General features: G+C 69.9%; 23 protein-coding genes and 2 pseudogenes. 7 read left to right on the top strand and 18 right to left on the bottom strand.

Annotated features, from left to right (window positions below; all coding sequences use genetic code 11):
* Positions 1 to 48: 48 nt before the first annotated feature.
* The 4 genes from B9D87_RS01240 to B9D87_RS01225 form a co-directional block, all read right to left on the bottom strand.
* Positions 49 to 1,455 carry a M16 family metallopeptidase gene (locus B9D87_RS01240; RefSeq protein WP_007775076.1) on the bottom strand — a complete coding sequence of 469 codons (1,407 nt, stop codon included), beginning with the start codon at positions 1,453 to 1,455 and terminating at the stop codon, positions 49 to 51.
* Entirely contained in the window at positions 1,409 to 3,664 is a 2,256-nt protein-coding gene (locus tag B9D87_RS01235; RefSeq protein ID WP_077091607.1) for a polyribonucleotide nucleotidyltransferase, read from the bottom strand. The genes B9D87_RS01240 and B9D87_RS01235 overlap by 47 nt, the downstream gene beginning before the upstream one ends.
* Positions 3,665 to 4,029: 365 nt before the next feature.
* Complete coding sequence (gene rpsO, locus B9D87_RS01230) at positions 4,030 to 4,299, bottom strand: 30S ribosomal protein S15 (RefSeq protein WP_007775081.1); 270 nt, start codon at positions 4,297 to 4,299, stop codon at positions 4,030 to 4,032.
* 153 nt (positions 4,300 to 4,452) lie between these two features.
* A complete protein-coding gene (locus tag B9D87_RS01225; RefSeq protein WP_040631457.1) occupies positions 4,453 to 5,427 on the bottom strand; it encodes a bifunctional riboflavin kinase/FAD synthetase in 975 nt (324 codons plus the stop codon).
* A gap of 113 nt (positions 5,428 to 5,540) precedes the next feature.
* On the opposite strand from B9D87_RS01225, the gene mntR reads away from it, so the two are divergent.
* Positions 5,541 to 6,245, top strand: coding sequence for a manganese-binding transcriptional regulator MntR (gene mntR / locus B9D87_RS01220; RefSeq protein ID WP_007775086.1), 705 nt, complete (start codon positions 5,541 to 5,543; stop codon positions 6,243 to 6,245).
* Positions 6,246 to 6,270: 25 nt separating this feature from the next.
* On the opposite strand, the gene B9D87_RS01215 is transcribed toward mntR, so the two are convergent.
* The 5 genes and pseudogenes from B9D87_RS01215 to pptH all read right to left on the bottom strand — a co-directional run bounded on the left by B9D87_RS01215 (position 6,271) and on the right by pptH (position 11,366).
* The gene (locus tag B9D87_RS01215) at positions 6,271 to 7,542 is read right to left on the bottom strand and encodes an acyl-CoA dehydrogenase family protein (protein ID WP_007775090.1); all 1,272 of its coding nucleotides are present in this window, start codon (positions 7,540 to 7,542) and stop codon (positions 6,271 to 6,273) included.
* A gap of 6 nt (positions 7,543 to 7,548) precedes the next feature.
* Entirely contained in the window at positions 7,549 to 8,739 is a 1,191-nt protein-coding gene (locus B9D87_RS01210; protein WP_007775094.1) for a lipid-transfer protein, read from the bottom strand.
* An 83-nt stretch (positions 8,740 to 8,822) separates the two neighbouring features.
* A pseudogene (gene truB, locus B9D87_RS01205) lies at positions 8,823 to 9,715 on the bottom strand (tRNA pseudouridine(55) synthase TruB).
* Positions 9,712 to 10,392, bottom strand: coding sequence for a 4'-phosphopantetheinyl transferase PptT (gene pptT / locus B9D87_RS01200; protein ID WP_007775097.1), 681 nt, complete (start codon positions 10,390 to 10,392; stop codon positions 9,712 to 9,714). The pseudogene truB and the gene pptT overlap by 4 nt, the downstream one beginning before the upstream one ends.
* Entirely contained in the window at positions 10,389 to 11,366 is a 978-nt protein-coding gene (gene pptH / locus B9D87_RS01195) for an ACP phosphodiesterase PptH (protein ID WP_040631463.1), read from the bottom strand. The genes pptT and pptH overlap by 4 nt, the downstream gene beginning before the upstream one ends.
* 161 nt (positions 11,367 to 11,527) lie before the next feature.
* Between pptH and B9D87_RS01190 the strand changes: the two genes are divergently transcribed.
* Positions 11,528 to 12,115, top strand: coding sequence for a DUF3558 domain-containing protein (locus B9D87_RS01190; protein WP_040631466.1), 588 nt, complete (start codon positions 11,528 to 11,530; stop codon positions 12,113 to 12,115).
* A 3-nt stretch (positions 12,116 to 12,118) separates the two neighbouring features.
* Positions 12,119 to 13,849, top strand: a complete 1,731-nt coding sequence (locus tag B9D87_RS01185; protein ID WP_007775103.1) for a CocE/NonD family hydrolase — start codon at positions 12,119 to 12,121, stop codon at positions 13,847 to 13,849.
* On the opposite strand, the gene B9D87_RS01180 is transcribed toward B9D87_RS01185, so the two are convergent.
* Positions 13,808 to 14,368 carry a DUF1802 family protein gene (locus B9D87_RS01180; protein WP_007775105.1) on the bottom strand — a complete coding sequence of 187 codons (561 nt, stop codon included), beginning with the start codon at positions 14,366 to 14,368 and terminating at the stop codon, positions 13,808 to 13,810. The two genes, B9D87_RS01185 and B9D87_RS01180, sit on opposite strands and share 42 nt — an antisense overlap.
* Positions 14,365 to 14,634, bottom strand: a complete 270-nt coding sequence (locus tag B9D87_RS01175) for a DUF2277 domain-containing protein (RefSeq protein WP_007775106.1) — start codon at positions 14,632 to 14,634, stop codon at positions 14,365 to 14,367. The genes B9D87_RS01180 and B9D87_RS01175 overlap by 4 nt, the downstream gene beginning before the upstream one ends.
* Positions 14,635 to 14,705: 71 nt before the next feature.
* On the opposite strand from B9D87_RS01175, the gene B9D87_RS01170 reads away from it, so the two are divergent.
* Both B9D87_RS01170 and B9D87_RS01165 read left to right on the top strand, forming a co-directional pair.
* Complete coding sequence (locus tag B9D87_RS01170) at positions 14,706 to 15,455, top strand: enoyl-CoA hydratase (RefSeq protein WP_007775107.1); 750 nt, start codon at positions 14,706 to 14,708, stop codon at positions 15,453 to 15,455.
* A 58-nt stretch (positions 15,456 to 15,513) separates the two neighbouring features.
* Complete coding sequence (locus B9D87_RS01165) at positions 15,514 to 16,095, top strand: hypothetical protein (protein WP_007775110.1); 582 nt, start codon at positions 15,514 to 15,516, stop codon at positions 16,093 to 16,095.
* 11 nt (positions 16,096 to 16,106) lie between these two features.
* On the opposite strand, the gene B9D87_RS01160 is transcribed toward B9D87_RS01165, so the two are convergent.
* The 6 genes and pseudogenes from B9D87_RS01160 to rimP form a co-directional block, all read right to left on the bottom strand.
* A complete protein-coding gene (locus tag B9D87_RS01160) occupies positions 16,107 to 17,114 on the bottom strand; it encodes a DHH family phosphoesterase (RefSeq protein WP_085977875.1) in 1,008 nt (335 codons plus the stop codon).
* On the bottom strand, positions 17,089 to 17,577 hold the full coding sequence (gene rbfA, locus B9D87_RS01155; RefSeq protein WP_007775117.1) for a 30S ribosome-binding factor RbfA: 489 nt from the start codon (positions 17,575 to 17,577) through the stop codon (positions 17,089 to 17,091). The genes B9D87_RS01160 and rbfA overlap by 26 nt, the downstream gene beginning before the upstream one ends.
* Before the next feature lie 80 nt (positions 17,578 to 17,657).
* Positions 17,658 to 20,434: pseudogene (infB, locus tag B9D87_RS01150) on the bottom strand (translation initiation factor IF-2).
* 85 nt (positions 20,435 to 20,519) lie between these two features.
* Positions 20,520 to 20,765 (bottom strand): YlxR family protein, encoded by a 246-nt coding sequence (locus B9D87_RS01145; RefSeq protein WP_367648974.1) that lies wholly within the window; start codon positions 20,763 to 20,765, stop codon positions 20,520 to 20,522.
* 185 nt (positions 20,766 to 20,950) lie between these two features.
* The gene (nusA, locus tag B9D87_RS01140) at positions 20,951 to 22,006 is read right to left on the bottom strand and encodes a transcription termination factor NusA (protein WP_007775127.1); all 1,056 of its coding nucleotides are present in this window, start codon (positions 22,004 to 22,006) and stop codon (positions 20,951 to 20,953) included.
* Positions 22,006 to 22,539 (bottom strand): ribosome maturation factor RimP, encoded by a 534-nt coding sequence (rimP, locus tag B9D87_RS01135; RefSeq protein ID WP_007775130.1) that lies wholly within the window; start codon positions 22,537 to 22,539, stop codon positions 22,006 to 22,008. The genes nusA and rimP overlap by 1 nt, the downstream gene beginning before the upstream one ends.
* A gap of 228 nt (positions 22,540 to 22,767) precedes the next feature.
* Here rimP and B9D87_RS01130 point away from each other — a divergent pair, with 228 nt between their 5' ends.
* Entirely contained in the window at positions 22,768 to 23,298 is a 531-nt protein-coding gene (locus B9D87_RS01130) for a hypothetical protein (protein ID WP_040631469.1), read from the top strand.
* The gene (locus B9D87_RS01125) at positions 23,295 to 23,741 is read left to right on the top strand and encodes a ferritin-like domain-containing protein (protein ID WP_007775134.1); all 447 of its coding nucleotides are present in this window, start codon (positions 23,295 to 23,297) and stop codon (positions 23,739 to 23,741) included. The genes B9D87_RS01130 and B9D87_RS01125 overlap by 4 nt, the downstream gene beginning before the upstream one ends.
* A 22-nt stretch (positions 23,742 to 23,763) precedes the next feature.
* On the opposite strand, the gene B9D87_RS01120 is transcribed toward B9D87_RS01125, so the two are convergent.
* Complete coding sequence (locus B9D87_RS01120; protein ID WP_007775135.1) at positions 23,764 to 25,521, bottom strand: proline--tRNA ligase; 1,758 nt, start codon at positions 25,519 to 25,521, stop codon at positions 23,764 to 23,766.
* Positions 25,522 to 25,569 lie beyond the last annotated feature (48 nt).

The following is a 25,569-nucleotide window of genomic DNA, read 5'->3' as shown; positions in this document are numbered from 1 at the left end:
TCGACGGCGCGCGCCCGCACGGCGCGAGTGAGGAGGCGGACATTTGAGCTACCCTACCATCGCCCGAAGTTGTTGGGGCAGTGATCGTTTGGTGGCATAGGGGCCCAGAACCGCGGCGCCGTACCGCTGCCCGAGCAGCCGTCGGGCCACGGCGTTGACCTCGTCGACGGTCACCTGATCGATCTGCTGCAGGGTGTGCTCGATGCTGCGGTGCTTACCGTAGTTGAGCTCGCTGCGGCCCAGCCGGCTCATCCGCGAGCTGGAGTCCTCCAGCCCCAGCACCAGCCCGCCGCGCAACGACCCCTTGGCGATCCGGCATTCCGACTCGGTGATGCCGTCGCGCGCCACCGACTCGAGCACGCCGCTGGTCACCGCCATCACCTCGGCGAAGCGTTCCGGCTGGCAGGCGGCATACACCGACAGCGCGCCGCTGTCGGCGAACACGTCCACCGTCGAGTACACGGAGTAGGCCAGGCCGCGCAGCTCCCGAACCTCCTGGAACAGCCGCGAGCTCAGGCCGCCGCCCAGAGCGGTGTTGAGCACCGACAGCGCCCAGCGGTGCTCCCAGCCGCGCCCGGGCGTGCGGACACCCAGCGACACGTGGGCCTGCTCGGCGTCCCGGTTGCCCAGCAGCAGAGCGGGCCGGCCGGCGACCCGTCCGGCGCCCTTGCGCGGCGCGATCGGTTCGCGGCCGCGAACCAGATGCGGCCCGAAGTGCCGGCGCACCAACGCCACCACCTCGTCGTGGTCGACGTTGCCGGCCACCGCCACCACCATCCGCTCCGGCGTGTAGCGCCGGACATGAAACGAGTGCAGCTGGTTGCGCGTCATCGACGTCACCGAGCGCGCGGTGCCGATGACCGGGCGGCCGACCGGGTGGTCACCGAACAGCGCGCTCAGGAACATGTCACCGAGCGCGTCCTCGGGGTCGTCGTCTCGCATGGCGATCTCTTCGAGGACCACGTCGCGTTCCAGCTCGACGTCGTTGGCCGCGCAGCACCCGTTGAGCACCACGTCGGCGACCAGGTCGACGGCCAGCGCCAGGTCGCTGTCGAGCACGTGCGCGTAGTAGCAGGTGTGCTCCTTCGCGGTGAACGCGTTCAGCTCTCCCCCGACGGCGTCCATCGCCTGCGCGATGTCGACCGCCGTGCGACTGGGGGTCGACTTGAACAGCAGATGCTCGAGGAAGTGCGCGGCGCCGGCCACGGTGGCACCCTCGTCGCGCGAGCCGACCCCGACCCAGACCCCGACCGAGGCGGAACGCACCGCGGGGAGGTGCTCGGTGACCACCCGCAAGCCGCCCGGCAGCGTGGTGCGCCGCAGCGCGGCCTGGGTTGCCGATTCCTCCTCAGCGACCTTGCTCCGGCGCAGCGCGCCGGCCCGACCGGGACGCGTCCCGGTCGATGAGTCAGCTGCTCGCCGTCGCGGCATCGGCAGGGGCGGCCGCCGGGGCATCGGCGGGAGCCGAGTTGTCTTCCTCCACCAGAACCAGCGAGATCTTGCCCCGCTTGTCGATGTCGGCGATCTCGACGCGCAGCTTGTCGCCGACGTTCACCACGTCCTCGACCTTCGCGATGCGCTTGCCCTTACCGAGCTTGGAGATGTGCACCAGGCCGTCACGCCCCGGCAGCAGCGACACGAACGCACCGAAATCCGTTGTCTTGACCACGGTTCCGAGGAACCGCTCGCCCACGGTCGGCAGCTGCGGGTTGGCGATGGCGTTGATCCGGTCGATCGCGGCCTGCGCCGAGGGCCCGTCGGTGGCGCCGACGAACACGGTGCCGTCGTCCTCGATGGAGATCTGGGCGCCGGTCTCCTCGGTGATCGCGTTGATGACCTTGCCCTTGGGCCCGATCACCTCACCAATCTTGTCCACCGGAACCTTGATGGTGGTGACCCGCGGGGCGTAGGGGCTCATCTCGTCGGGCGCGTCGATCGCCTCGGCCATGACCTCCAGGATGGTCAACCGCGCGTCCTTGGCCTGCCCCAGCGCGCCCGCCAGCACCTGCGACGGAATGCCGTCGAGCTTGGTGTCCAGCTGCAGCGCGGTGACGAAGTCCTTGGTGCCGGCGCACTTGAAGTCCATGTCGCCGAACGCGTCCTCGGCGCCCAGGATGTCGGTCAGGGTGACGAAGCGGCGCTCCGTCTTGCCGTCGACCTCGACGTCATCGGAGACCAGGCCCATCGCGATGCCGGCCACCGGCGCCTTCAACGGCACACCGGCGTTCAGCAGGGACAGGGTGGACGCGCACACCGAACCCATCGACGTCGAGCCGTTGGAGCCCAGCGCCTCGGACACCTGACGGATGGCGTACGGGAACTCCTCGACGCCCGGCAGCACCGGGATCAGCGCGCGCTCGGCGAGCGCGCCGTGCCCGATCTCGCGCCGCTTGGGCGAGCCCACGCGGCCGGTCTCGCCGGTGGAGAACGGCGGGAAGTTGTAGTGGTGCATGTAGCGCTTGGAGGTCTCCGGTCCCAGCGAGTCGATCTGCTGAGCCATCTTGACCATGTCCAGGGTGGTGACGCCCAGGATCTGGGTCTCGCCGCGCTGGAACAGCGCGCTGCCGTGCGCCCGCGGCACCACGGCGACCTCGGCCGACAGCGCGCGGATGTCGGTGATGCCGCGGCCGTCGATGCGGAAGTGGTCGGTCAGGATGCGCTGGCGCACCAGCTTCTTGGTCAGCGAGCGGAACGCGGCGCTGACCTCCTTCTCCCGGCCCTCGTAGGTCTCGGCGAGCCGCTGGGCCACCTCGGCCTTGAGCTCGTCGGTGCGCGCGTCGCGTTCGGCCTTGCCGCCGATGGTCAGCGCCTTGGCCAGCTCGTCGGTGGCCACCGAGGCGACCGAGTAGTAGACGTCTTCCTGGTAGTCCGGGAACGTCGGGAACTCGCCGACCGGCTTGGCGGCGGCCCCGGCCAGCTCCTCCTGCGCGGCGCACAGCGCGGCGATGAACGGCTTGGCGGCCTCGAGCCCTTCGGCCACAACGGTTTCCGTCGGCGCCTGGGCGCCTCCCTCGACGAGCTCGATGACCTTCTCGGTGGCCTCGGCCTCGACCATCATGATCGCGACGTCACCCTCTACCTTGCGGCCCGCGACCACCATGTCGAACACGGCGCGCTCGAGCTGCTCGACGGTCGGGAAGGCCACCCACTGGCCGTCGATGAGCGCGACCCGCACGCCCCCGATCGGACCCGAGAACGGCAGCCCGCTCAGCTGGGTGGAGGCCGACGCGGCGTTGATCGCCAGCACGTCGTACAGGTCGTTGGGGTCCAGGCTCATGACCGTGACCACGACCTGGATCTCGTTGCGCAGCCCGGACACGAACGACGGGCGCAGCGGCCGGTCGATGAGCCGGCAGGTCAGGATCGCGTCCGTGGACGGACGGCCCTCGCGACGGAAGAACGAACCGGGGATGCGACCGGCGGCATACATCCGCTCCTCGACATCGACGGTCAGCGGGAAGAAGTCGAAGTGCTCCTTGGGGCTCTTGCTGGCGGTGGTCGCCGACAACAGCATGTTTTCGTCGTCGAGGTACGCGACCACGGCGCCAGCGGCCTGCTGGGCCAACCGGCCGGTCTCGAAACGGATGGTGCGGGTGCCGAAGCTCCCGTTGTCGATGGTGGCGGTCGCCTCGAACACGCCCTCTTCAATTTCAGCGACAGACATAGACGTCCGTACGGCCTCTCTTGTATTCAGCTTTTTCGCGTGGCCACGCGCGAACCGCAGGCCTGACGGCCGCGGGTCACCCGCGGGAGGCGCTGAGTCTGAATACGGCTACGGCCATCGATCGAAGCGGCCGACCTGCCCCAGATCCGGAGAGCCCGGCAGCCACTACCGAAGACCGCCCGATGCAGACTGGCTGCTCCCTCGAACGTGCGTAGTGACACGCTGGAACGGCACACGCGGATCTGCGTGACCGCACCGTTTGCTCCGGCCGAACCGGCCCAGAACGTCCTTACTCTACACGGGCGACCTCGGCCCGCCATATCGCTCGGAATTTGCGGGACGCTGTCGCCCCGGTGGGGCTTACGTCAGCGACGCAGGCCCAGCCGCTCGACCAGCGAGCGGTAGCGCTCGACGTCGATCTGCGCGACGTACTTGAGCAGCCGGCGCCGGCGTCCGACCAGCAGCAGCAGCCCGCGCCGCGAGTGGTGGTCGTGCTTGTGCACCTTCAGGTGCTCGGTGAGGTCGGCGATCCGCTTGGTCAGCAGCGCGACCTGCGCCTCGGGGGAACCGGTGTCGGTGCCATGCAGGCCGTAGTTGCCCAGGATTTCTTTTTTCTGCTCGGCAGTCAGCGCCACGAAACTATCTCCATCAATCGGTCCGCGAAAGGTGAATGGTGAAGGCGCGGCCACCGCGAACCGCAGCACGCGCCGATGTCGTCCGGCAGTTTAGCAGCGCGATCACCGCGGGCATAAACGCCGAGCATCGCGCTGTGCGACGGCTCCCCGGCGTCAGCCCGCGGTGAGCAGGGTGCGCGCCTTCTCGGTGTCCTTGCCCATCGCGGCGACGAGTTCCTTGATGGAGTCGAACTTGTGCTGACCGCGGATGCGGGCGACGAAGTCCAGGGCGACGTGCTGGCCGTACAGGTCGGCGGTGGTGTCCAGGACGAACGCCTCGACGGTGCGGGTGCGCCCGGAGAAGGTCGGGTTGGTGCCGACGGACACCGCCGCCTGGTAGCGCTCGCCGGGGATGACGGTGCCGGTGGCGGGCCCGTGCCCGAGCACGGTGAACCACGCGGCGTACACGCCGTCGGCCGGGATGGCCGAGTACATCGGCGGCGCCACGTTGGCGGTCGGGTAACCCAGCTCGATGCCGCGCCCGTAGCCGCGGACCACCACCCCTTCGACGCGGTGCGGGCGGCCCAGCGCCTCGGTGGCCGCCACCATGTCGCCGGCGTCCACGCAGGACCGGATGTAGGTGGACGAGAACGTCACGGTCTCGTTGCTGTGATGCTCGGACAACAGCGACATCGACTCGACGGAGAAGCCGAACCGCTCCCCCGCCTTGCGCAGGGTGTCGACGGTGCCGGCCGCCTTCTTGCCGAAGGTGAAGTTCTCTCCCACCACAACCTCGACGACGTGCAGGTTCTCCACCAGCAGCTCGTGCACGTAGCGCTCCGGGGTGAGCTTCATGAAGTCGGTGGTGAACGGCATCACCAGGAAGACGTCGATGCCCAGCTCCTCGACCAGCTCGGCGCGCCGGGTCAGCGTCGTCAGCTGCGCCGGGTGACTGCCCGGGTAGACCACTTCCATCGGATGCGGGTCGAACGTCATCAGCACCGTCGGCACGTTGCGGGCCCGCGCCGCCTTGACCGCGTGGGCGATCAGCTCGGCGTGGCCGCGATGCACACCGTCGAACACGCCGATGGTGAGCACACACCTGCCCCAGTCCGTGGGAATCTCGTCTTGGCCGCGCCACCGCTGCACGCCCGCAAGCCTACGGCGCCGAGTGTTCCGCCGGGAGATCCAGAGGGGCAAACACCCGCCATGGTGTCGGGGAACACGCCGGATGAGGCGTGGGTTGCCTAAACTTTCTCGGTGTGAGGGCTGACGAAGAGCACGGCGGCATCACCGCGGTCGGCCAGGACTACCTCAAGGTCATCTGGAATGCCCAGGAGTGGTCCCCCAAAGACGCGCCGCAGAAGGTCAGCACCAAGATGCTGGCCGAGAAGATCGGGGTGTCGGCCAGCACGGCCTCGGAGTCCATCCGCAAGCTCGCCGAGCAGGGCCTCGTCGACCACGAGAAGTACGGCGCGGTGACGCTGACCGAGGCGGGCCGGCGCGCGGCGCTGGCGATGGTGCGCCGGCACCGGCTGCTGGAGACCTTCCTGGTCAACGAACTCGGCTACGCCTGGGACGAGGTGCACGACGAGGCCGAGGTGCTCGAGCACGCGGTGTCCGATCGGCTGGTGGCGCGCATCGACGCCAAGCTGGGGTTCCCGCAGCGCGACCCGCACGGTGACCCGATCCCGGCCTCGGACGGGCAGGTGCCCACCCCGCCGGCCCGCCAGCTCTGGGCGTGCGACGACGGGGACACCGGGACGGTGGCCCGCATCTCCGACGCCGACCCCGAGATGCTGCGCTACTTCACCGACGTCGGCATCAACCTCGACTCCCGGCTGCGGGTCCTGACCCGCCGCGAATTCGCCGGCATGATCTCGGTCTCGATCGACTCCGGCGACGGCGCCGAGACGACGGTCGACCTGGGCAGCCCGGCGGCCCGGGCGATCTGGGTGACGGCCTGACCCGGCGGGGCGCGCAAGGTCTAGCTCAGTCGGCCAGCAGGCCCTTGGCGATGTGGGTGACCTGAACCTCGTTGCTGCCCGCGTAGATCATCAGCGACTTGGCGTCGCGGGCCAGCTGCTCCACCCGGTATTCGGCCATGTATCCGTTGCCGCCGAACAGCTGCACGGCCTCCATCGCCACATCGGTGGCCGCCTCCGACGAGTACAGCTTGATCGCCGACGCCTCGGCCAGCGTCAGCGGCTTGCCGGCCTGCTGGCGCTCGATGGTGTGAAAGACCATGTTCTGCACGTTCATTCGGGCGATCTCCATCTTGGCCAGCTTGAGCTGGATCAGCTGGAATTGCCCGATGTTCTTGCCCCACAACGTCCGGCTCTTGGCGTAATCCACGCACAGCCGGTGGCATTCGTCGATGATGCCCAAGGCCATCATCGCGATCCCGATCCGCTCGGCGGCGAAGTTGGCCCGGGCGCTGTCGCGGCCGTCACCGTCGGCGTGCTGTTCGCTCTCGCCGAGCAGCCGGTCCGGTCCCAGCCGCACGTTGTCGAAGAACAGCTCGCCGGTCGGCGAGGACATCATGCCCATCTTCTTGAAGGGCTTGCCCTGGGTGAGGCCCGGCATGCCCGCGTCGAGCACGAAGACCAGCACCGGGCGGTTGCGCTTGTCCTGCTTGTCCGGGCTCGCGTCGCCCTCGTCGAGTTTCGCGTACACCACCAGGACGTCGGCGCAGGGCCCGTTGGTGATGAACGTCTTCTGGCCGTTGAGGATGTAGTCCTGGCCGTCGCGCTTGACGTAGGTCTTCATGCCGCCGAACGCGTCCGAGCCCGAATCCGGCTCGGTAATCGCCCATGCCGCAATCTTTTCCAGCGTCATCAGCTCGGGCAGCCAGCGCTCCTTCTGGGCCAGCGTGCCGCGGCTCATGATGGTCGCCGCGCCCAGGCCCAGGCTCACCGACGCGGTGCTGAGCAACCCGATGCTGACCCGGGCGATTTCGGACACCAGCACCGCGATCATCGATCCCTGCGCGCCGCCACCGAAACCACCTGAGTCGTCGGACTTTTCGTCACGTTCCTGGGGAGCGGGCGCGCCGTCGAGCTTGGCCCGCTCGCGGTCCAGCATCTTCTTGACCGACTCGGCGGCCATGGCATCGAGGCCGAACTGGCTGAACAGCTTGCGCGCGATCGGATACGGCGACATCGCGCCGGTTTCGAGTTCGTCGACGTGCGGGCGAATCTCCTTGTCGACGAACTGCCGCACGGCATCCCGGACCATCAGGTCGGTGTCGGACCACTCGATCATGGCGGCCTAACGCTCGGCGCGCTGGTAGGCGGTGACGACGGCTGCGCCGCCCAGTCCGATGTTGTGCTGCAGTGCGGCGCTGACGTTGTCGACCTGACGCTTGTCGGCGGTCCCGCGCAGCTGCCAGGTCAGTTCGGCGCACTGCGCCAGGCCGGTCGCGCCCAGCGGGTGCCCCTTGGAGATCAGGCCGCCGGACGGGTTGACCACCCAGCGGCCGCCGTAGGTGGTGTCGTTGTTGTCGATCAGCTTGGGCGCCTCGCCCGGACCGCACAGTCCGAGGGCCTCGTAGAGCAGCAGTTCGTTGGCCGAGAAGCAGTCGTGCAGCTCGATCACCTGGAAGTCCTGCGGCCCCAGCCCGGACTGGTCGTAAACCTGTTGCGCGGCCTGGACATTCATGTCATAGCCGATGAGGTTCTTCGCGCTGCCGTCGAACGTCGACGCGAAGTCGGTGGTCATGGCCTGCCCGACGATCTCCACCGCCTGGCCGGCCAGCCCGTGGCTGTCGACGAAGCTTTCCGAGGCCAGGATCGCCGCACCCGAGCCGTCCGAGGTGGGCGAGCACTGCAGCTTGGTCAGCGGGTCGGAGATCATCCGCGCCGCCAGGATGTCGTCGAGCGTGTAGGACTCCTGGAACTGGGCGAACGGGTTGTTGACCGAGTGCTTGTGGTTCTTGTAGCCGATCTTGGCGAAATGTTCGGCGGTGCTGCCGTATTGCTTCATGTGCTCGCGTCCGGCGGCGCCGAACATCCACGGCGCGACGGGCATCGCGAACTCGTCGATCGCGGCCATCGCCTTGACGTGCTTGCCCATCGGCGATTCGCGGTCCTGCGCGCCGCCGCCCAGCGAGCCGGGCTGCATCTTCTCGAAGCCGAGCGCGATCGCGCAGTCGACGATCCCGCCACGGATGGCCTGGGCGGCCAGGAACAGCGCCGTCGAGCCGGTGGAGCAGTTGTTGTTGACGTTGACGATCGGAATGCCGGTCATGCCGAGCTCGTAGAGCGCGCGCTGGCCCGACGTGGAGTCGCCCGAGCAGTAGCCCACGTAGCCCTGCTGGACCTCGCGGTAGTCGATGCCGGCGTCCGTCAGCGCGTTGGTTCCCGATTCCCGGGCCATGTCCGGATAGTCCCAGCCCTCTCGGCGGCCAGGCTTCTCGAATTTCGTCATTCCGACGCCGACGACATAAACCTTGCTGGACATCTTGCCGGACATCATTGTCCCCTTCCGAACGGTCTAGGCATTCAGTGTGCAACGTAGCCCAACCAACCGTTCGGCCGGGGCGGTCACAGCGTCGCCGGGCGGATCACCACCACCGGCTTGGTCCGCGAACCCTCGTCGCGCAGCAGCGCCATCACCCGGCCGGCGGGGTCGCAGGCGGCGTAGGTGCCGTCGATGCCCGCCGGGCCCAGCGGCCGGCCGTGGCCGGTCGCCTCGGCCTCCGCGGCGGACAGGTCGCGGCGCGGAAAGATCAGCAGGCAGGCCTCGTCCAGGCTGTAGCTGAGCCGCGGGTGCTCCGCCAGTTCGTCGAGCTGGTGCGCCTGGTCGAGCCCGAAGCGCCCGACGCTGGTGCGCCGCAACGCCGTCAGGTGCCCCCGACGCCCAGCGCGTCGCCGAGGTCGCGGGCCAGGGCGCGGATGTAGGTTCCCGACGAGCAGTCCACCTCGACGTCCAGGTCGACGACGTCGTCGCGGTATCGGATGTCGCGCACCTCGAACCGGTCGATGCGCACCGGGCGCGCCTTCAACTCGACGGTCTGGCCCTCGCGGGCCAGCCGGTAGGCGCGCTTGCCGTCCACCTTGATGGCACTGACCGTCGAGGGCACCTGTTCGATGTCGCCGCGCAGGCCGCCCATCGCGGATTCGACGGCCTCGCCGGTCAGGTGCCGCGCCGAGACGCTGCGCACGAGTTCGCCCTCGGCGTCGTCGGTGGACGTGCTCTGGCCCAGCCGGATGGTGGCGGTATAGGACTTGGCGGTCGCGGTCAGCAGGCCGAGGATCTTGGTGGCCCGCTCGACGCCGATCACCAGCACGCCGGTGGCCATCGGGTCCAGCGTCCCCGCGTGCCCCACCCGCCTGGTGGAAAAGATCCGGCGGCAGCGCCCGACCACGTCGTGACTGGTCATTCCGGGGGGCTTGTCGACGACGACTATCCCTGGCCCGGTGGGGCTTTGGCTCATAGCACGATGGCGGTCAGCACCAGCCCGCGCTCGACCGACCATCGCCCGCGCAGCTCGGTCAGCGGCGGCCCGGACAGCGCCTCGGGATCGATCAGGATCCGCGACACGAACCCGCCCGTCGCCGCCCCGGGTCCGTCGGCCTCGAATGCGATGTGCGCGTCCTCGAAGCCCAGCCACCGTTTGGTCAGCGGGAACCAGGCCTTGTACGTCGCCTCCTTGGCGCAGAACAGGATTCGATCCCAATGCAGCTCACCCGTCAGGCTGGCGGGGATCTCGCTGCGTTCGGCCGGCAGGCTGATCGCGTTGAGCACGCCGTCGGGCAGCACGTCGTGCGGTTCGGCGTCGATGCCCACCGAGCGCACCGCGTCGGTGCGGCCCACCACCGCGCCCCGATAGCCGGTGCAGTGGGTGAGGCTGCCCACGACGCCGTCGGGCCAGCAGGGTTCACCCTTCTCGCCCTTGAGGATCGGCACCGGCGGCAGGCCGAGCTCGCCCAGCGCGATCCGGGCGCAGTGCCGGACGGTGATGAACTCATTGCGGCGCTTGGCCACCGACCGGGCGATCAGCGGCTCCTCTTCGGGCAGCGGCGCGAGATCGGGCGGGTCGGCGTACACCTCCGAGTAGGCCAGGCCGTCGGCGACCGGCAGCACCGAGGAAACCAGCATGTCCCCCGTCATCGTGATTGCCGCTGCCGCAACCGTTCCCGGAACTGCGCGGCCTGCGCCTTCATCTCGGGAGTGATCTCGAAGTGGCCGCCGAAGTCGTTGAGGTCGCCCGGCGCGTACTGCGGATCCGGCAGCACCTGGCGCAGCCAGCTGGGTGGCTTGCGGCGCCGCCACTCCCGCGGATAACCCACCGACACCTCCTCGAAGCGCACGTCGTCATACCAGGTGGTGCGCGGGATGTGCAGGTGGCCGTAGACCGAACACACCGCGTTGTAGCGGGTATGCCAGTCGGCGGTTTTGGTGGTTCCGCACCACAGCGAGAACTCCGGGTAGAACAGCGCGTCGCAGGGCTCGCGGACCAGCGGGAAGTGATTCACCAGGACGGTCGGGGTCATCCAGTCCAGCTCTTCGAGACGGGCACGGGTGATCTGCAGGCGCTCGCGGCACCACGCCTCACGCGTGGCGTACGGCTCCGGGGAGAGCAGGAACTCGTCGGTGGCCACCACGTTGCGCTCGCGCGCGATGGTCAGGCCTTCGGCTTTGCTCGTGGCCCCCTCGGGCAAGAAGCTGTAGTCGTAGAGCAAGAACATCGGCACGATCGTGGCCGGGCCGCCGCGCTCGGTCCAGACCGGGAACGGATGCTCGGGCGTGACCACGCCCATCTCGTCGCACATGTTGACCAGGTACTCGTAGCGCGCCTTGCCGAAGATCTGCACCGGGTCGCGGGTGGTGGTCCACAGCTCGTGGTTGCCCGGCACCCAGATCACCTTGGCGAAGCGCCGTCGCAGCAGGTCAAGGGCCCAGCGGATCTCGTCGGTGCGTTCGGCGACGTCGCCGGCCACGATCAGCCAGTCATCGGGCGAGGAGGGGTGCAGCGATTCGGTGACCGGCTTGTTGCCCAGATGGCCGGTGTGCAGGTCGGACACCGCCCACAGCGTCGGTTGCCCACCGTTGGTCGATTCCTGCCCCGCTGAATGCACAGCCACGATTAACCACCCTAACGACCCGAACCGGGCAGGCCCCTTTCGCGGGCGCCATTTCGGCCCGCGAGCGGGCGAGTTAGAACAAGTTCAGGTTTGCCTGTGACGCCGCGCGCGGGACTTGTACACTCCCCCCAAAGGACCGCTGAGGCGTCAGGGGGGTTGTCGTGTTCGCCAATGTTCGTCTGATGGGGGCGCTGGGCGCGCTGCTCACAGCGGCCATCGGGGGCACGGTGGGCTTGCTGAGCGGCCCGGCCGCGCCGGGTGGCGGCGACCGGTCCGTCGAGCTGCGCTCGACCGCCCAGCCGATGGAGACCACGATGAAGAGCCCGATCGTGGCGACGACGGATCCGCGCCCCTTCGACGCGTGCGAGGACATCCCGTTCGACGTCATCCAGGGGCTCGGCCTGGGCTTCACACCGCCCGAACACGAGGACGGGCTGCGCTGCCACTTCGACGCCGGGAACTATCAGGTGGCCGTCGAGCCGATCATCTGGCGCACCTACGAGCAGTCGCTGCCCGCCGACGCCGTCGAGACGACGATCGCGGGTCACCGCGCCGCGCAGTACTGGGTGCTCAAGCCGACCTACCACAACAGCTACTGGTTCTACTCCTGCATGGTCGCGTTCAAGACCAGCTACGGCGTGCTGCAGCAGGCGCTGTACTACTCGACCGTCTACTCCAACCCCGAGGTCGACTGCATGCAGACCAATCTGCAGCGCGCCAACGACCTCGCCCCGTATTACAAGTTCTAGGTCGTGAGTCTCACCTCGGTCCGACCCGCGCAGCCGGCGCTGCACACCCTGCGGCACCTGGGCACCAAGGCCGCCGGCCGGCTGCTCGGCCTGCCGCCGGCGACCACCGACTACACCGTGCAGCGCGTCGCCGTGCCGATGCGCGACGGGGTGCGGCTGGTGGCCGACCACTACGCGCCGACCACCGCGTCGGCCCTGGGCACCTTGCTGGTCCGCGGTCCCTACGGGCGCGGGTTCCCGTTCACGCTGATCTTCGGCGCCTTGTACGCGTCGCGCGGCTACCACGTGGTGCTGCAGAGCGTGCGCGGCACGTTCGGATCGGGCGGGGTGTTCGAGCCGATGGCCAACGAGGTCGCCGACGGCGCCGACACCGTCGCCTGGCTGCGCGAACAGCCCTGGTTCACCGGGCGTTTCGCCACCATCGGCATGTCGTACCTGGGCTTCACCCAGTGGGCGCTGCTGCAGGATCCCCCGCCGGAACTGGCCACCGCCGTCATCATGGTCGGCCCGCACGATTTCAACGAATCAACCTGGGGCACAGGAACATTCGCGGTCAACGACTTCCTCGGGTGGAGCGATATGGTGGCGCACCAGGAGGACCCGGTGCGTGTTCGCGCCGCGCTGCGCCAGCTGCAGACCCGCCGCAGGGTGGCGCGGGCCGCGACCGCGGTGCCGCTGGGCGACGCCGCGCGCGACCTGCTCGGCACCGGCGCCCCCTGGTTCGAATCCTGGGCCGAGCACAGCGAAGCCGACGACCCGTTCTGGGACGCGTTGCGGTGCAACGACGCGCTGGACCGCGTGCAGGCGCCGGTGCTGTTGGTGGGCGGCTGGCAGGACATCTTCATCAGGCAGACCCTGCAGCAGTACGCGCACCTGCGCGGCCGCGGCGTCGACGTCGCGCTCACCGTCGGCCCGTGGACGCACACCCAGCTGCTCACCAGCGGGTTCTCCACCTGCGCCCGGGAGGCGCTGGACTGGCTGGGCGCGCATCTGGCCGGCGCGGCGACGTCGCGCCGCCCCGGCCGGGTCCGGGTCTACGTCACCGGCGGCGGCGCGGGCGGCGGCTGGCGCAACCTGCCCGACTGGCCGCCCGCCACCACCGAACGTGCCCTCTACCTGCGGCCCGGCGGCTACCTCGGCGAGACCGCGCCGACGCTGAAGGGGTTGGCCCCGGTCACTTTTCGTTACGACCCGGCCCACCCGACGCCGACGACCGGCGGCCCGTTGCTGTCGGCCAACGGCGGCTACCGCGACGACAGCCGGCTGGCGTCGCGTGACGACGTGCTGGCGTTCACCAGCGCGACGCTCACCGAGGATGTGTACGTCTACGGCAGCCCGGTCGTCGAGCTCGCCCATGGCGCGGACAATCCGCACGCCGACCTGTTCGTGCGGGTCAGCGAGGTCGACGCCAAGGGCCGGTCGCGTAACGTCAGCGAGGCGTACCGGCGGCTGCAGGCCGCGGCAAAACCCAAGTCCGACAAGATCGTTCGCCTCGATCTCGACGGCATGGCGCACCGCTTCCGGGCCGGCTCACGCATCCGGGTGCTGATCGCAGGCAGCTGGTCACCGCGCTACGCACACAACCTCGGCTCCGGCGAACCGGTGCTGACCGGCCGGCAGCCGACGCCGGTCACCCACACGGTGCGCTACGGGCGCTCCCGGCTGCTGTTGCCGATCGGGCCGGCCGAGCCGTCAGCCAACGGCGGCGCGGACCCGGTCGGCGACCGCGGCTAGCGCCGCCTGGTCATGAACGGGGTCGCGCAGCGGCGCCTGCACGGGTAGCTCCACCCAGCTCTTGCAGCCGCCGTACTCCGGAGTCCGGTCCAGCCGCACGGGCTCGACCAGCGGGCGCACCGACACCACCAGCACGGCCAGCTTGTGCTTGGGACGAAAGTCGAGCCGGTCGGCGCGCACCGACTCCGGGGTCCAGATGTGCAAGTCCTCGATGGCCGCAAGGCCGTCCGGGCGCTCGACCGGCACCGCCGCAACGACTTTCGCGGCGGCCCGGATCACCAACTCGTCGTCGGTGCTGTCGGCGGCGGCGGGCGCCAGCAGGTCTTGATGTTCGGCGCGCACCCGCTCGGCGTGGCTGTGCGCGACGGTCGGGAACAACAGGAACTCGCGGGCCGCCAGTTCGAATCGCTTCTCCCCGATGCCGCCCTTGCGCAGCAGCACCCGCTGGCGCCCGTCCAGCAGGGCATGCACCGCCGCGCTCCACTCCTTGAGCGCGGGCACCGTTGTGGTGACGGTCATTTCGCGCCCGCCATGCGGGCGAGCACCTCGGGCCGCCGCAGCGGCGGGACCGTCTTGGGTGGCTGGCGCCGCGCGGGCAACTGACCCAGCAACCGCGTCGTCGTCTCGGTGACCTCGGCGACCGCCGCCTCGAACGCCGAGGCATTGGCCGCCGAGGGATGGGTGATGCCGCTGACCTTACGCACGTACTGCCGGGCCGCGGCGGCGATTTCCTCGGCGGTGGCCGCTGGCTGCAGGCCACGCAGTTCGGTGATATTCCGGCACATAAAGGTCAACGATAAGCGCTGCACCGCGGCACCGCCTCTGGTCGCAACCGACGACTGGCTACGGTGATGTGATGACCGACGAGATCCTGCTGATCGACACCGACGAGCGCGCGCGCACCCTGACCCTCAACCGGCCGCAGTCGCGCAACGCGCTGTCGTCGGCGTTGCGGGACCGCTTCTTCGGCGCGCTGGCCGACGCCGAAACGGACGACGACGTCGACGTCGTCATCGTCACCGGCGCCGACCCGGTGTTCTGCGCGGGACTGGACCTCAAGGAGCTGGGCGGCTCCACGGCGCTCCCCGACATCTCGCCGCGGTGGCCGGCGCTGACCAAGCCGGTGATCGGCGCGATCAACGGCGCCGCGGTGACCGGCGGGCTGGAGCTGGCGCTGTACTGCGACATCCTGATCGCCTCGGAGAACGCCCGGTTCGCCGACACGCACGCCCGGGTGGGGCTGCTGCCCACGTGGGGCCTGAGCGTGCGGCTGCCGCAGAAGGTGGGGGTCGGGCTGGCCCGGCGGATGAGCATGACCGGGGATTACCTGTCCGCCGCCGACGCGCTGCGCGCCGGCCTGGTGACCGAGGTGGTGCCGCACGACCAGCTGCTGGGCGCGGCACGGGCGGTGGCGGCCTCGATCGTCGGGAACAACCAGGACGCGGTGCGGGCGTTGCTGGCGTCTTATCACCGCATCGACGACGCGCAGACCAGCGCGGGGCTGTGGCAGGAGGCGACGGCGGCCCGCCAGTTCCGAACCAGCGGCGACGACATCGCCGCCAACCGGGAGGCCGTGCTGGAACGCGGCCGCTCACAGGTGCGCTGACGTACCGATCTGCGCCGGTCCGTTCCCCCGGGTCCGCCCCGCACCATACGATCAGCTGATGAACGCGGTCGCCGGAGTCATCGTGCGGGTGCTCGGCGGCCTGACGCTGGCGGCCGCGCCGGCGATCGCGGTGTCCGCGCCGCACGCGGGCGCGGCGCCGCCGCCGGGATTTCCCAACCTCGACGCCTTCACCGCCGTGCCGGCCGACGGCTATCTGGGTGCCGGCGCGCCGGGCAGCCCGCCGCGGGTCAGTTTCTCCGCCGGTTCCGCGCTGGTCTGCGACTTCTACGGCGGTCCGCCGCCGGTGCCGCAGCCGTCGCAGGACATCAAGTGCAAGGGCGACATGCTCGGGATGGACGACGTGCCCTTCCCCGGCGGCCGCCCACGGCCCGGCGACTGCATGGTGGGTTCGGTCGACTTCAAGGGCCCGGGCTACCAGCTGAGCCGGATGGCCTACGGCGGCTGCGACGGCAACCCGCCCCCGCTTCCGGCCGGCGGCAAAGCGCTCGGAACGGGCCAGAAGTTGAGCTACCTCAACGTCACCTGCGCGGTGGGCGCCGACAACCTGGTCGCCTGCCTGGACACCACCAGCGGCGACCACGGATTCGTCGTGCAGCGCTCGGGAAGCTGGGCGTTCTAGCCCAGCGCGTTCTATCCCAGCGCGGTGCGCAGCGACGCCACCGCGTCGTCGATCGTCCCGCTGGTCGAGTAGCCGGCAGCCAGCCGGTGCCCACCGCCGCCGAACCCGGACGCGACCGACGCCAGGTCCACCGCGGCCTTGGCCCGCATCGACACCGACCACTGCTGCGGCGCGATCTCCTTGAACACCGCGGCCACCTCGGCCTGCTGCGTGGTCCGCACGATGTCGACGATGCTCTCGACTTCCTCCGGACGTGAAGTGGTCCAATCGCTGTTGCTGACAACGGCATACACCAAACCCCGCCCGCCCGCGGCGTCCGGCAGCAGCTGGGCCGAGGCCAGCACCCGCGACAGCAGCGGCAGCCAGCCGAACGGGTGGCTGTCCATCAGGGTGCGGCTGATCGCCGCGTTGTCCACGCCGGCGTCGACCAGCCGGGCCGCCAGCCGCAGGGCGCGCGCGCTGGCCCAGCGGAAGGATCCGGTGTCGGTCGTCAGCCCCGCGTAGATGCAGTGCGCGACGTCGGGATCGATCGGCTTGCCCCACGCGTCGAGGATGTCCGCGACCATCATCGTGGTCGAATCGGCCTGGACGTCAATGAAATTGGCGGTGCCGAACACGTCATTGGAGGCGTGGTGGTCGATGACCAGCACCTCGTCGGCCTCGACGGCCAAGTCGCTCAACGCGCCCAGCCGTTTGACGCTCGGAACGTCAACGGTGACAACCAAATCCACGTCGCGCCGCATCGCCTCCGGCCTGACCAGCAGCCGGCAGCCGGGCAGCGACGCCAGCGACTCGGGCAACCCCGCCGGCTCGGCGAAACTGACCTCGACCCGCTTGCCGCACTTGTCCAGCACCAGCCCCAGCGCCAGGCCGGCGCCGATCGTGTCGGCGTCGGGATGCACGTGCGCGATCACCGCGACCGTGTCGGCGTCCGACAGCAGATCGACCGCTCCCACCGCGTCGACGCGCGCCCCCACCCTGGGGCCGTCCAGGTCAGTATTCGTGTTGGTCGTCGTCACCGATGCTCCCGTCCAGGCCGGGCTCCGCGCCCGATCCGCTCTCCCGGTATGGATCGGCCTCCCCAGCCGGCTTGGCGCCCGAACGTACCCGCGCCAGATCAGCGTCCGCGGCGCGCGCCCGCGCCAGCAACTCGTCCATGCGCTGCACGTTGTCCGACGTGGTGTCGCGCGTGAACGTCAACGTGGGCGTGAACCGCACACCGGTGCCGGCCCCGACCATGGTGCGCAGCGCACCCTTGGCCCGTTCCAGGGCGGCCGCGGCGGCCCCGTAATCCGGCTCATCGTCCAGCGTGCGCCCCATCACCGTGTAGAACACCGTCGCATCGTGCAGATCGGCGGTCACCTTCGCGTCGACGATGGTGACCCCCTCCAATCCGGGATCCTTGATCTCGAACTCGATCGCCGAGGCGACGATCGTGTTGATCCGCTTGGCCAAACGTCGCGCCCGGGCCGGGTCAGCCATTTCGATTCACCGCCTCTCCCCCGCAAGCGGGAGGTACCCCCACCTCATCACACGGTCCATTTCTGCGTCGACGGTGGTGGTCAGGTGCGTTCCTTCTCGACCAACTCGTAGGACTCGATGATGTCGCCCTCCTTGATATCGGAGTAGCCCAGCGTCATACCGCACTCGAAGCCCTCGCGGACCTCGGTCACGTCGTCCTTCTCCCGCCGCAGCGAGTTGATCGTGAGGTTCTCGGTGACGACGACGTTGTCGCGCAGCAGCCGCGCCTTGGCGTTGCGGCGCACGATGCCGCTGCTGATCATGCAGCCGGCGATGATGCCCACCTTGGAGGACCGGAAGATCGCCCGGATCTCGGCGCGACCCAGCGTGTTCTCCTCGTAGATCGGCTTGAGCATGCCGCGCAGGGCCTTCTCGATCTCGTCGATCGCCTGGTAGATCACCGAGTAGTAGCGGATCTCCACACCCTCGCGGTTGGCCAGCTCGGTCGCCTTGCCCTCGGCGCGCACGTTGAACCCGATGATCACCGCATCCGAGGCCGACGCCAGGTTGACGTTGGTCTCGGTGATGCCACCGACGCCGCGGTCGATGACGCGCAGCGCCACCTCGTCGTCGATCTGGATGCCCATCAGGGCCTCTTCGAGGGCCTCGACCGTACCGGCGTTGTCGCCCTTGAGGATCAGGTTCAGCTGGCTGGTTTCCTTCAGCGCCGAGTCCAGGTCCTCCAGGCTGATCCGCTTGCGCGAGCGCGCCGCCAGCGCGTTGCGCTTGCGGGCGCTGCGCTTGTCGGCGATCTGCCGGGCGATGCGGTCCTCGTCGACGACCAGCAGGTTGTCGCCGGCACCGGGCACCGAGGTGAAACCGATGACCTGCACCGGCCGCGACGGCAGCGCCTCCTCGACGTCCTCGCCGTGCTCGTCGACCATGCGGCGAACCCGGCCGTACGCGTCGCCGGCCACCACCGAGTCGCCGACGCGCAGCGTGCCGCGCTGCACCAGGACCGTGGCGACCGGGCCGCGACCGCGGTCCAGGTGCGCCTCGATCGCCACACCCTGGGCCTCCATGTCGGGGTTGGCCCGCAGGTCCAGGGCGGCGTCCGCGGTCAGCAGCACCGCCTCGAGCAGCTGCTCGATGTTGGTGCCCTGCTTGGCGGAGATGTCGACGAACATGGTGTCGCCACCGAAATCCTCTGCCACCAAACCGTATTCGGTGAGCTGGCCGCGGATCTTGGCCGGGTCGGCACCCTCGACGTCAATCTTGTTGACCGCCACCACAATCGGCACGTCGGCCGCCTGCGCGTGGTTGATGGCCTCCACCGTCTGCGGCATGACGCCGTCGTCGGCGGCGACCACCAGGATGGCGATGTCGGTGGCCTTCGCACCGCGGGCACGCATGGCGGTGAACGCCTCGTGACCCGGGGTGTCGATGAAGGTGATCGGCCGCTCTTCCCCGTCGTGTTCGACGGTCACCTGGTAGGCACCGATGTGCTGGGTGATGCCGCCGGCCTCGGCCTCGCGGACGCTGGCGTTCCGGATGGTGTCCAGCAGGCGGGTCTTACCGTGGTCGACGTGGCCCATCACGGTCACCACCGGCGGGCGGGTCTGCAGGTCTTCCTCGCCGCCCTCGTCCTCGCCGTAGCTCAGGTCGAAGGACTCCAGCAGCTCGCGGTCCTCGTCCTCGGGGCTGACGACCTGGACGACGTAGTTCATCTCGCTGCCGAGCAGCTCGAGCGTCTCGTCGCCGACCGACTGCGTGGCCGTGACCATTTCGCCGAGGTTGAACAGCGCCTGCACCAGCGAGGCCGGGTTCGCGTTGATCTTGTCGGCGAAGTCGGAGAGCGATGCGCCGCGGGCCAGCCGGATCGTCTCGCCGTTGCCGTGCGGCAACCGCACGCCGCCGACGACCGGCGCCTGCATGTTCTCGTATTCGGCGCGCTTGGCCCGCTTCGACTTGCGGCCGCGTCGCGGCGCACCGCCGGGACGGCCGAACGCGCCGGCCGCACCGCCGCGCTGGCCGGGACGGCCACCGCCGCCACCGCCACCGGGACGGCCGCGGAAACCGCCGCCACCTCCGGGCGGGGCGCCGACTCCGCCGCCACCGCCACCGCGGTAGTTGCCGCCGCCTCCGTCACGGCCGCCGGGACCACCGGGACGGCCGCCACCGGGACGCGGGGCGCCGGGCCGGGCCGGGCGGCCGGGCCCACCGGCACCGGCGGGGCGGGGCGGCATGTTGCCCGGCGACGCGCCGCCGGGCCGCGGGGCGCCCGGGCGGGGCGCTCCCGGACGGGGCGCCTGCGGACGCGGGATGGGCCGGTCGACCGGCTGCGCCGACGAGAACGGGTTGTTGCCGACGCGCGGGGCGCGGGGCTTGGGCATCGGGCCCGGACGCGGACCGGGCGTCACACCGGGGCGCGGCGCCTGGCCGGGCGCCTGCCCGGCCGCGGGCGGTTTCGGCTCGCCGGGGCCGGCGCGGATGGCCGCGCGGGGCCGGGCCGGGCGGGCCGGGCCTCGGCGGGCGCCGCGGCCGAGGCCTGCGGGGCGGCGGGCTTGGCGGGTGTCGCCGTCGCCTCGCCGTTGCCGCCGGCGCTGCCGATGGCGTTGTCGAGGGCCTTGTCGAGCGATTTGTCGGGGGCCTTGGCCGCGGGCGCCTTGGCCCCCGCTTGCGCGGAGGCCTTCGCCGGGGCCTTCTCGGCGGCCTTGCCGCCGCCGAAGGACTCGCGCAGCCGGCGAGCCACCGGCGCTTCTACCGTCGACGATGCGGATTTAACGAATTCGCCCTGATCGTTCAGTCGGGCGAGGACTTCCTTGCTGGTGACACCGAGTTCCTTAGCCAACTCGTGTACGCGGGCCTTACCTGCCACTACATCTCCTGTCTATGAGGCGACAGTCGTGGGGCCGCGCCTCGGGAATTAGCTGTAACGCATAGGAATGCGAGTCATCGGGACTTCACGGTGTGCTCATGTTCTTAGCTACCTGTTCTGTTGCCGGGCGCTCGGGCGCACAGAGAGACTCTATGTGCTCGACCACCGCGGATGTGTCCGGTGAACCGGTGATGCGCAGCGCTTTGGTGAAAGCCCGCCGCCGGATTGCCTGTTGCGCGCACTGCGGCCCGGGATGCAGCCATGCACCCCGCCCCGGCAGGCTATTGCCTGTGTCAACGATCACGGCGAATCCGCCGTTCCCGTCCGGCACAGCCACCACTCGAAGCAGCTCGACGGCCAGCTCTCGCTTCCGGCACCCGACACATGTCCGTACGGGTCCACCCGCATGACGGTGTGACCCTCTGGTTTCGGGAGCCGAAAGTTCACGCTGGATCACGGCTCAGTCTAGCGTCACCGAATAGATGGTCAGAACCACCCGACGGTGCGCGCTCGCCGCTAGCGGTCGTGGGCCATTCCGTGGCTGGCACCGTGTTCGGACTGGCTCTCCGAATGCCCCCCGGAGCCGCCGGGCGAGTCCCCGCGGATGTCGATGCGCCACCCAGTGAGCCGGGCGGCCAGCCGCGCGTTCTGGCCCTCCTTGCCGATCGCCAGCGACAACTGGAAGTCGGGCACCACCACGCGGGCGGCGCGGGCCGCCTGGTCGATGATCGAGACCGACACCACCTTGGCCGGCGACAGCGCGTTGGCGACGAAGCGCGCGGGGTCCTCGTCGTAGTCGATGATGTCGATCTTCTCGCCGGAGAGTTCGCTCATCACGTTGCGGACCCGCTGCCCCATCGGGCCGATGCAGGCACCCTTGGCGTTCAGGCCGGGAAGGTTGGACTTCACCGCGATCTTGGAGCGATGGCCGGCCTCCCGGGCCACGGCGACGATCTCCACCGATTCGTCGGCGATCTCGGGGACCTCCAGCGAGAACAACTTGCGCACCAGGTTGGGGTGGGTCCGCGACAGGGTGATCAGCGGTTCCCGGGCGCCGCGGGTCACCCCGATCACGTAGCACCGCACGCGGTTGCCGTGCTCGTAGCTCTCGCCGGGAACCTGCTCGGCCGCCGGGATCACGCCCTCGGAGGCCTTCGTCTCGGTGCCCATCCGGACCACCACCAGCCCCCGCGCGTTGGCCCGGCTGTCCCGCTGGATGACGCCGGCGACGATCTCGCCCTCGCGGGTGGAGAACTCGCCGTAGGTCCGCTCGTTTTCGGCGTCCCGGAAGCGCTGCAGCATGACCTGGCGCGCGGTGGTGGCGGCGATGCGGCCGAAACCCTCGGGGGTGTCGTCCCATTCACTGATGACGTTGTCGTCTTCGTCGGTCTCCCGGGCCATCACCCGCACCACGCCGGTCTTGCGGTCGATCTCGATCCGCGCGTCGTTCTGGTGGCCCTCGGTGTGCCGGTAGGCGGTGAGCAGCGCCGATTTGATCGTCTCGAGCAGCTCGTTGACCGAGATGCCACGATCCACCTCGATGGCGTGCAGTGCGGCCATGTCGATGTTCATCAGCGCCGCTCCTCCGTCCTCAGGGCCTGACCCATACCCGCCAGTTCCAGCTCCGCTTGATTAGGGGGCGAAAACTCCACCTGGACAACGGCTTTCGCGATGTCACCGAGTGGGATCTCGCGCACCGTCCAGTCCCGGCCGGCGCGGACCACCAGCGCCACGGCGTCGTCGGTGGTCTCACCGACCCGGCCGGTCAGCTTCGAACCGTCCGACAGGACGACGTCGACCTTGCGGCCGCGGGCCCGACGGAAGTGCTTCGCGCTGGTCAGCGGGCGGTCGACGCCGGGCGAGGAGACCTCGAGCACGTAGTGGTCGTCGATGGTGTCCAGGCCGTCGAGCAATGCCGATGCCGAACGGGACAGGGTGGCCGCCGTATCCAGGTCGAGGCCGTCGTCGCCGTCGGCGATCACCAGGATTCGCGGTGGGCGGGTCCGGCCGTCGATGACCACGTCTTCGATCTCGAATCCCGCGCGCGCAAACTCTCCACCGAGTAGCTCGATCACCTGCGTCTGCGACGGTAGCCCGGTGGTCACGGCGAGCTCCTCATCTTGAGTTGTCCGGTCATCTGGCGGATGTCGGCGCCCCGATGGCTTCGTAGGCGACTTCCGGTGTCCCGGCGGAGGAACATCCGTGCCGACGGTTGCTGTCGGTGGTTGCCCTCTGCGAGAACCAGCTATCCACGATACGCCAGGATTCGCCGATGACGGCGCGATCGCGTCCTGGCATCGTGCCCGCTTCCGCGCCGATGGCAGGATGTCCTTGTGGCTAGCGCAGTTCCGTTCGTCAACAGGCGAGATGTCCTCGCCGGTGGTGTGGCTTTCGCTGCGCTCGGGGCGGTCGCGACCGCCTGTGGCAAGTCCGCGCCCAAGCCCCCGCCCGTCGAACAACTGCTGGGGCCGTTGGATCAGGCGCGGCACGACAGCACCCTCGCCGGTGCCGCCGCGGCGGCCGTCGGCAACCCACCGCAGGTCGCCGCCGCGCTGACGGTGGTGGCCAGCCAGCGCGCCGCGCACGCCCGCGCGCTGTCCGCGGAGATCTCGCGCGCGGCGGGCAAGCTCGCCACGTCGTCCACCAGCGAAGCGCCCAGCCCGAGTCAGGCCGAGCCGGCGGGGCCGCCACCACCCCCGCCGCCGGTGTCCGACGTGATCAACGCGCTGCGCGCCTCGGCCGACAGCGCGAGCCGGCTGGTGGGCACCGAATCGGGTTACCGGGCCGGGCTGCTCGCCTCGATCGCGGCGTCCTGCACGGCCTCGTACACAGTTGCGCTGGTGCCCGGGGGTCCGTCGATATGACCTCCGGGAAGGACGCCGACAACCAGGCCTTGTGCGACGCGCTGGCCATCGAGCACTCGACGATCTACGGCTACGGCATCGTGTCCGCGCTGTCGCCGCCCAGCGTGAACGACATGGTGGTGGAGGCGCTCGCCCAGCATCGGCAGCGCCGCGACGACGTCATCGCGATGCTGACCGCCCGCAAGGTGACCGCCCCGATCGCCGCGGCCGGCTACCAGCTGCCCCTGGTGGTCGGCGGCCCGGCCGACGCCGCGCGGCTGGCCGCCCGGATGGAGAACGACGGCGCGGGCGCGTGGCGCGTGGTCGCCGAGCACGCGGAGACCGGCGCGGACCGCGCGTTCGCCGCGACAGCCCTGGTTCAGAGCGCGGTGATGGCGGCCCGGTGGAGCCGGGTGCTGGGCGCCTGGCCCATCACGACGAGCTTCCCCGGCGGCAACGACTAGGTGGCGGCTCGCCACCATCGGACTAGCCGGCCAGGGCGGCCGCGATGTCGGTGGCCAGCGACGGCCCGGTGGCCAGTTCTCGCGTCTGGCCGCCGAAGCGGTCGCGCAGCTCGACCACGCCGTCCGCCCAGCCGCGTCCCACCACGACGATCCACGGCATCCCGAGCAGCTCGGCGTCCTTGAACTTCACGCCGGGCGAGGCCTGGCGGTCGTCGAGCAGCACTTCGACGCCCAGCCGATCCAGCTCGTCCGCCAGCTCGAGGGCTCCGGCGCGAGCTTCCGCGTCCTTGTTGGCGATCACCAGATGGACGTCGAACGGCGCGACCGCGGACGGCCAGCGCAGCCCGAGCTCGTCGTGGTGCTGCTCGGCGATGACGGCCACCATCCGCGACACCCCGAGGCCGTAGGAGCCCATGGTCAGGCGCACCGGCTTGCCGTCCTCGCCGAGCACGTCGGCAGTGAAGGCGTCGGTGTACTTTCGCCCGAGCTGGAAGATGTGCGCGACCTCGATACCGCGCGCCGAGACCAGCGGTCCCGCGCCGTCCGGTGAGGGGTCGCCGTCGCGCACCTCGGCGGCCTCGATGGTGCCGTCGGCGGTGAAGTCGCGGCCGGCGACGAGCCCGACGACGTGGCGCCCGGGCTCGTCGGCGCCGGTGATCCAGCTGGTGCCGTCCACCACCCGCGGGTCGACGAGGTAGCGAACACCGTTGCCCTGCAACGCTTTCGGTCCGATATATCCCTTCACCAGGAAGGGGTATTTGGCGAAGTCGGCGTCGTCGAGCAGGGCGTATTCGGCCGGTTCCAGCGCCGCGCCCAGCCTCTTGTCGTCGACCTCACGATCGCCCGGCACCCCGATGGCCAGCAGCTCCCATTCCCCGCCGGGCTGGCGCACCTTGAGCAACACGTTCTTCAACGTGTCGGCCGCGGTGACGGTGCGGCCCAGATCCGCCTGATTGGCCCAGTCCACCAGCGTGGCGATGGTCGGGGTGTTGCCGGTCTCGTGGACCACCGCCTCGGGCAGCCCGGCCACCACTTCAGCGGGCGGCGGCTCCGGCTTGGCGGTGACGACGGCCTCGACGTTGGCCGCGTAGCCGGACTCCAGGCAGCGCACGAAGGTGTCCTCCCCGACCGCGCTCTCGGCCAGGAACTCCTCGGAGGCGCTGCCCCCCATGGCGCCCGACACCGCGGAGACGATGACGTAGCGCACCTGCAGCCGCGCGAAGATGCGCTGATACGCCTCCCGATGCGCGTGGTAGGCGGCCTTGAGCCCGGCGTCGTCGATGTCGAACGAGTAGGAGTCCTTCATCAGGAACTCCCGCACGCGCAGGATGCCGGCCCGCGGCCGCGCCTCGTCGCGGTATTTGTTCTGGATCTGATACAGCAGGACCGGAAAGTCCTTGTAGGAGCTGTATTCGCCTTTGACGGTCAGGGTGAACAGCTCTTCGTGGGTGGGCCCCAGCAGATAGTCGTTGCCGCGGCGGTCCTGCAGCCGGAACACCGAGTCGCCGTACTCGGTCCACCGGTTCGTCGTCTCGTACGGTGCGCGCGGCAGCAACGCGGGAAACAAGATCTCTTGCCCGCCAATGGCGTTCATCTCGTCGCGGACGATGCGCTCGATGCGGCGCAACACGCGTAATCCCAGCGGCAGCCAGCTGTACAGCCCGGGCGCCACAGGCCGGATGTAGCCGGCCCGGATCAGCAGCTTGTGGCTGGCGACTTCGGCGTCGGCGGGATCGTCGCGCAAAGTGCGCAAAAACAACTGGGACATCCGGGTGATCACAGCGGGCCAGCCTAGCGGTGACTGCGCGCGCAACGAAGTTGGGCGCGG

It is taken from the genome of Mycobacterium colombiense CECT 3035 (assembly GCF_002105755.1).
Taxonomy (GTDB): Bacteria; Actinomycetota; Actinomycetes; order Mycobacteriales; family Mycobacteriaceae; genus Mycobacterium; species Mycobacterium colombiense.
This window is presented reverse-complemented; position numbering and strand designations above follow the sequence as displayed.

What these genes read in the sequence shown, in the direction of transcription:
- B9D87_RS01180 (WP_007775105.1), bottom strand. Translation starts at nt 14,368, where the DNA reads ATGACCGTCACCACAACGGTGCCCGCGCTCAAGGAGTGGAGCGCGGCG.
- B9D87_RS01165 (WP_007775110.1), top strand. Translation starts at nt 15,514, where the DNA reads ATGAACGCGGTCGCCGGAGTCATCGTGCGGGTGCTCGGCGGCCTGACG.
- nusA (WP_007775127.1), bottom strand. Translation starts at nt 22,006, where the DNA reads ATGAACATCGACATGGCCGCACTGCACGCCATCGAGGTGGATCGTGGC.
- B9D87_RS01215 (WP_007775090.1), bottom strand. Translation starts at nt 7,542, where the DNA reads ATGATCGAGTGGTCCGACACCGACCTGATGGTCCGGGATGCCGTGCGG.
- pptT (WP_007775097.1), bottom strand. Translation starts at nt 10,392, where the DNA reads ATGACGGGGGACATGCTGGTTTCCTCGGTGCTGCCGGTCGCCGACGGC.
- B9D87_RS01175 (WP_007775106.1), bottom strand. Translation starts at nt 14,634, where the DNA reads ATGTGCCGGAATATCACCGAACTGCGTGGCCTGCAGCCAGCGGCCACC.
- B9D87_RS01210 (WP_007775094.1), bottom strand. Translation starts at nt 8,739, where the DNA reads ATGTCCAGCAAGGTTTATGTCGTCGGCGTCGGAATGACGAAATTCGAG.
- B9D87_RS01125 (WP_007775134.1), top strand. Translation starts at nt 23,295, where the DNA reads ATGACCTCCGGGAAGGACGCCGACAACCAGGCCTTGTGCGACGCGCTG.
- B9D87_RS01235 (WP_077091607.1), bottom strand. Translation starts at nt 3,664, where the DNA reads ATGTCTGTCGCTGAAATTGAAGAGGGCGTGTTCGAGGCGACCGCCACC.
- rbfA (WP_007775117.1), bottom strand. Translation starts at nt 17,577, where the DNA reads ATGGCTGACCCGGCCCGGGCGCGACGTTTGGCCAAGCGGATCAACACG.
- B9D87_RS01240 (WP_007775076.1), bottom strand. Translation starts at nt 1,455, where the DNA reads ATGCCCCGGCGGCCGCCCCTGCCGATGCCGCGACGGCGAGCAGCTGAC.
- B9D87_RS01170 (WP_007775107.1), top strand. Translation starts at nt 14,706, where the DNA reads ATGACCGACGAGATCCTGCTGATCGACACCGACGAGCGCGCGCGCACC.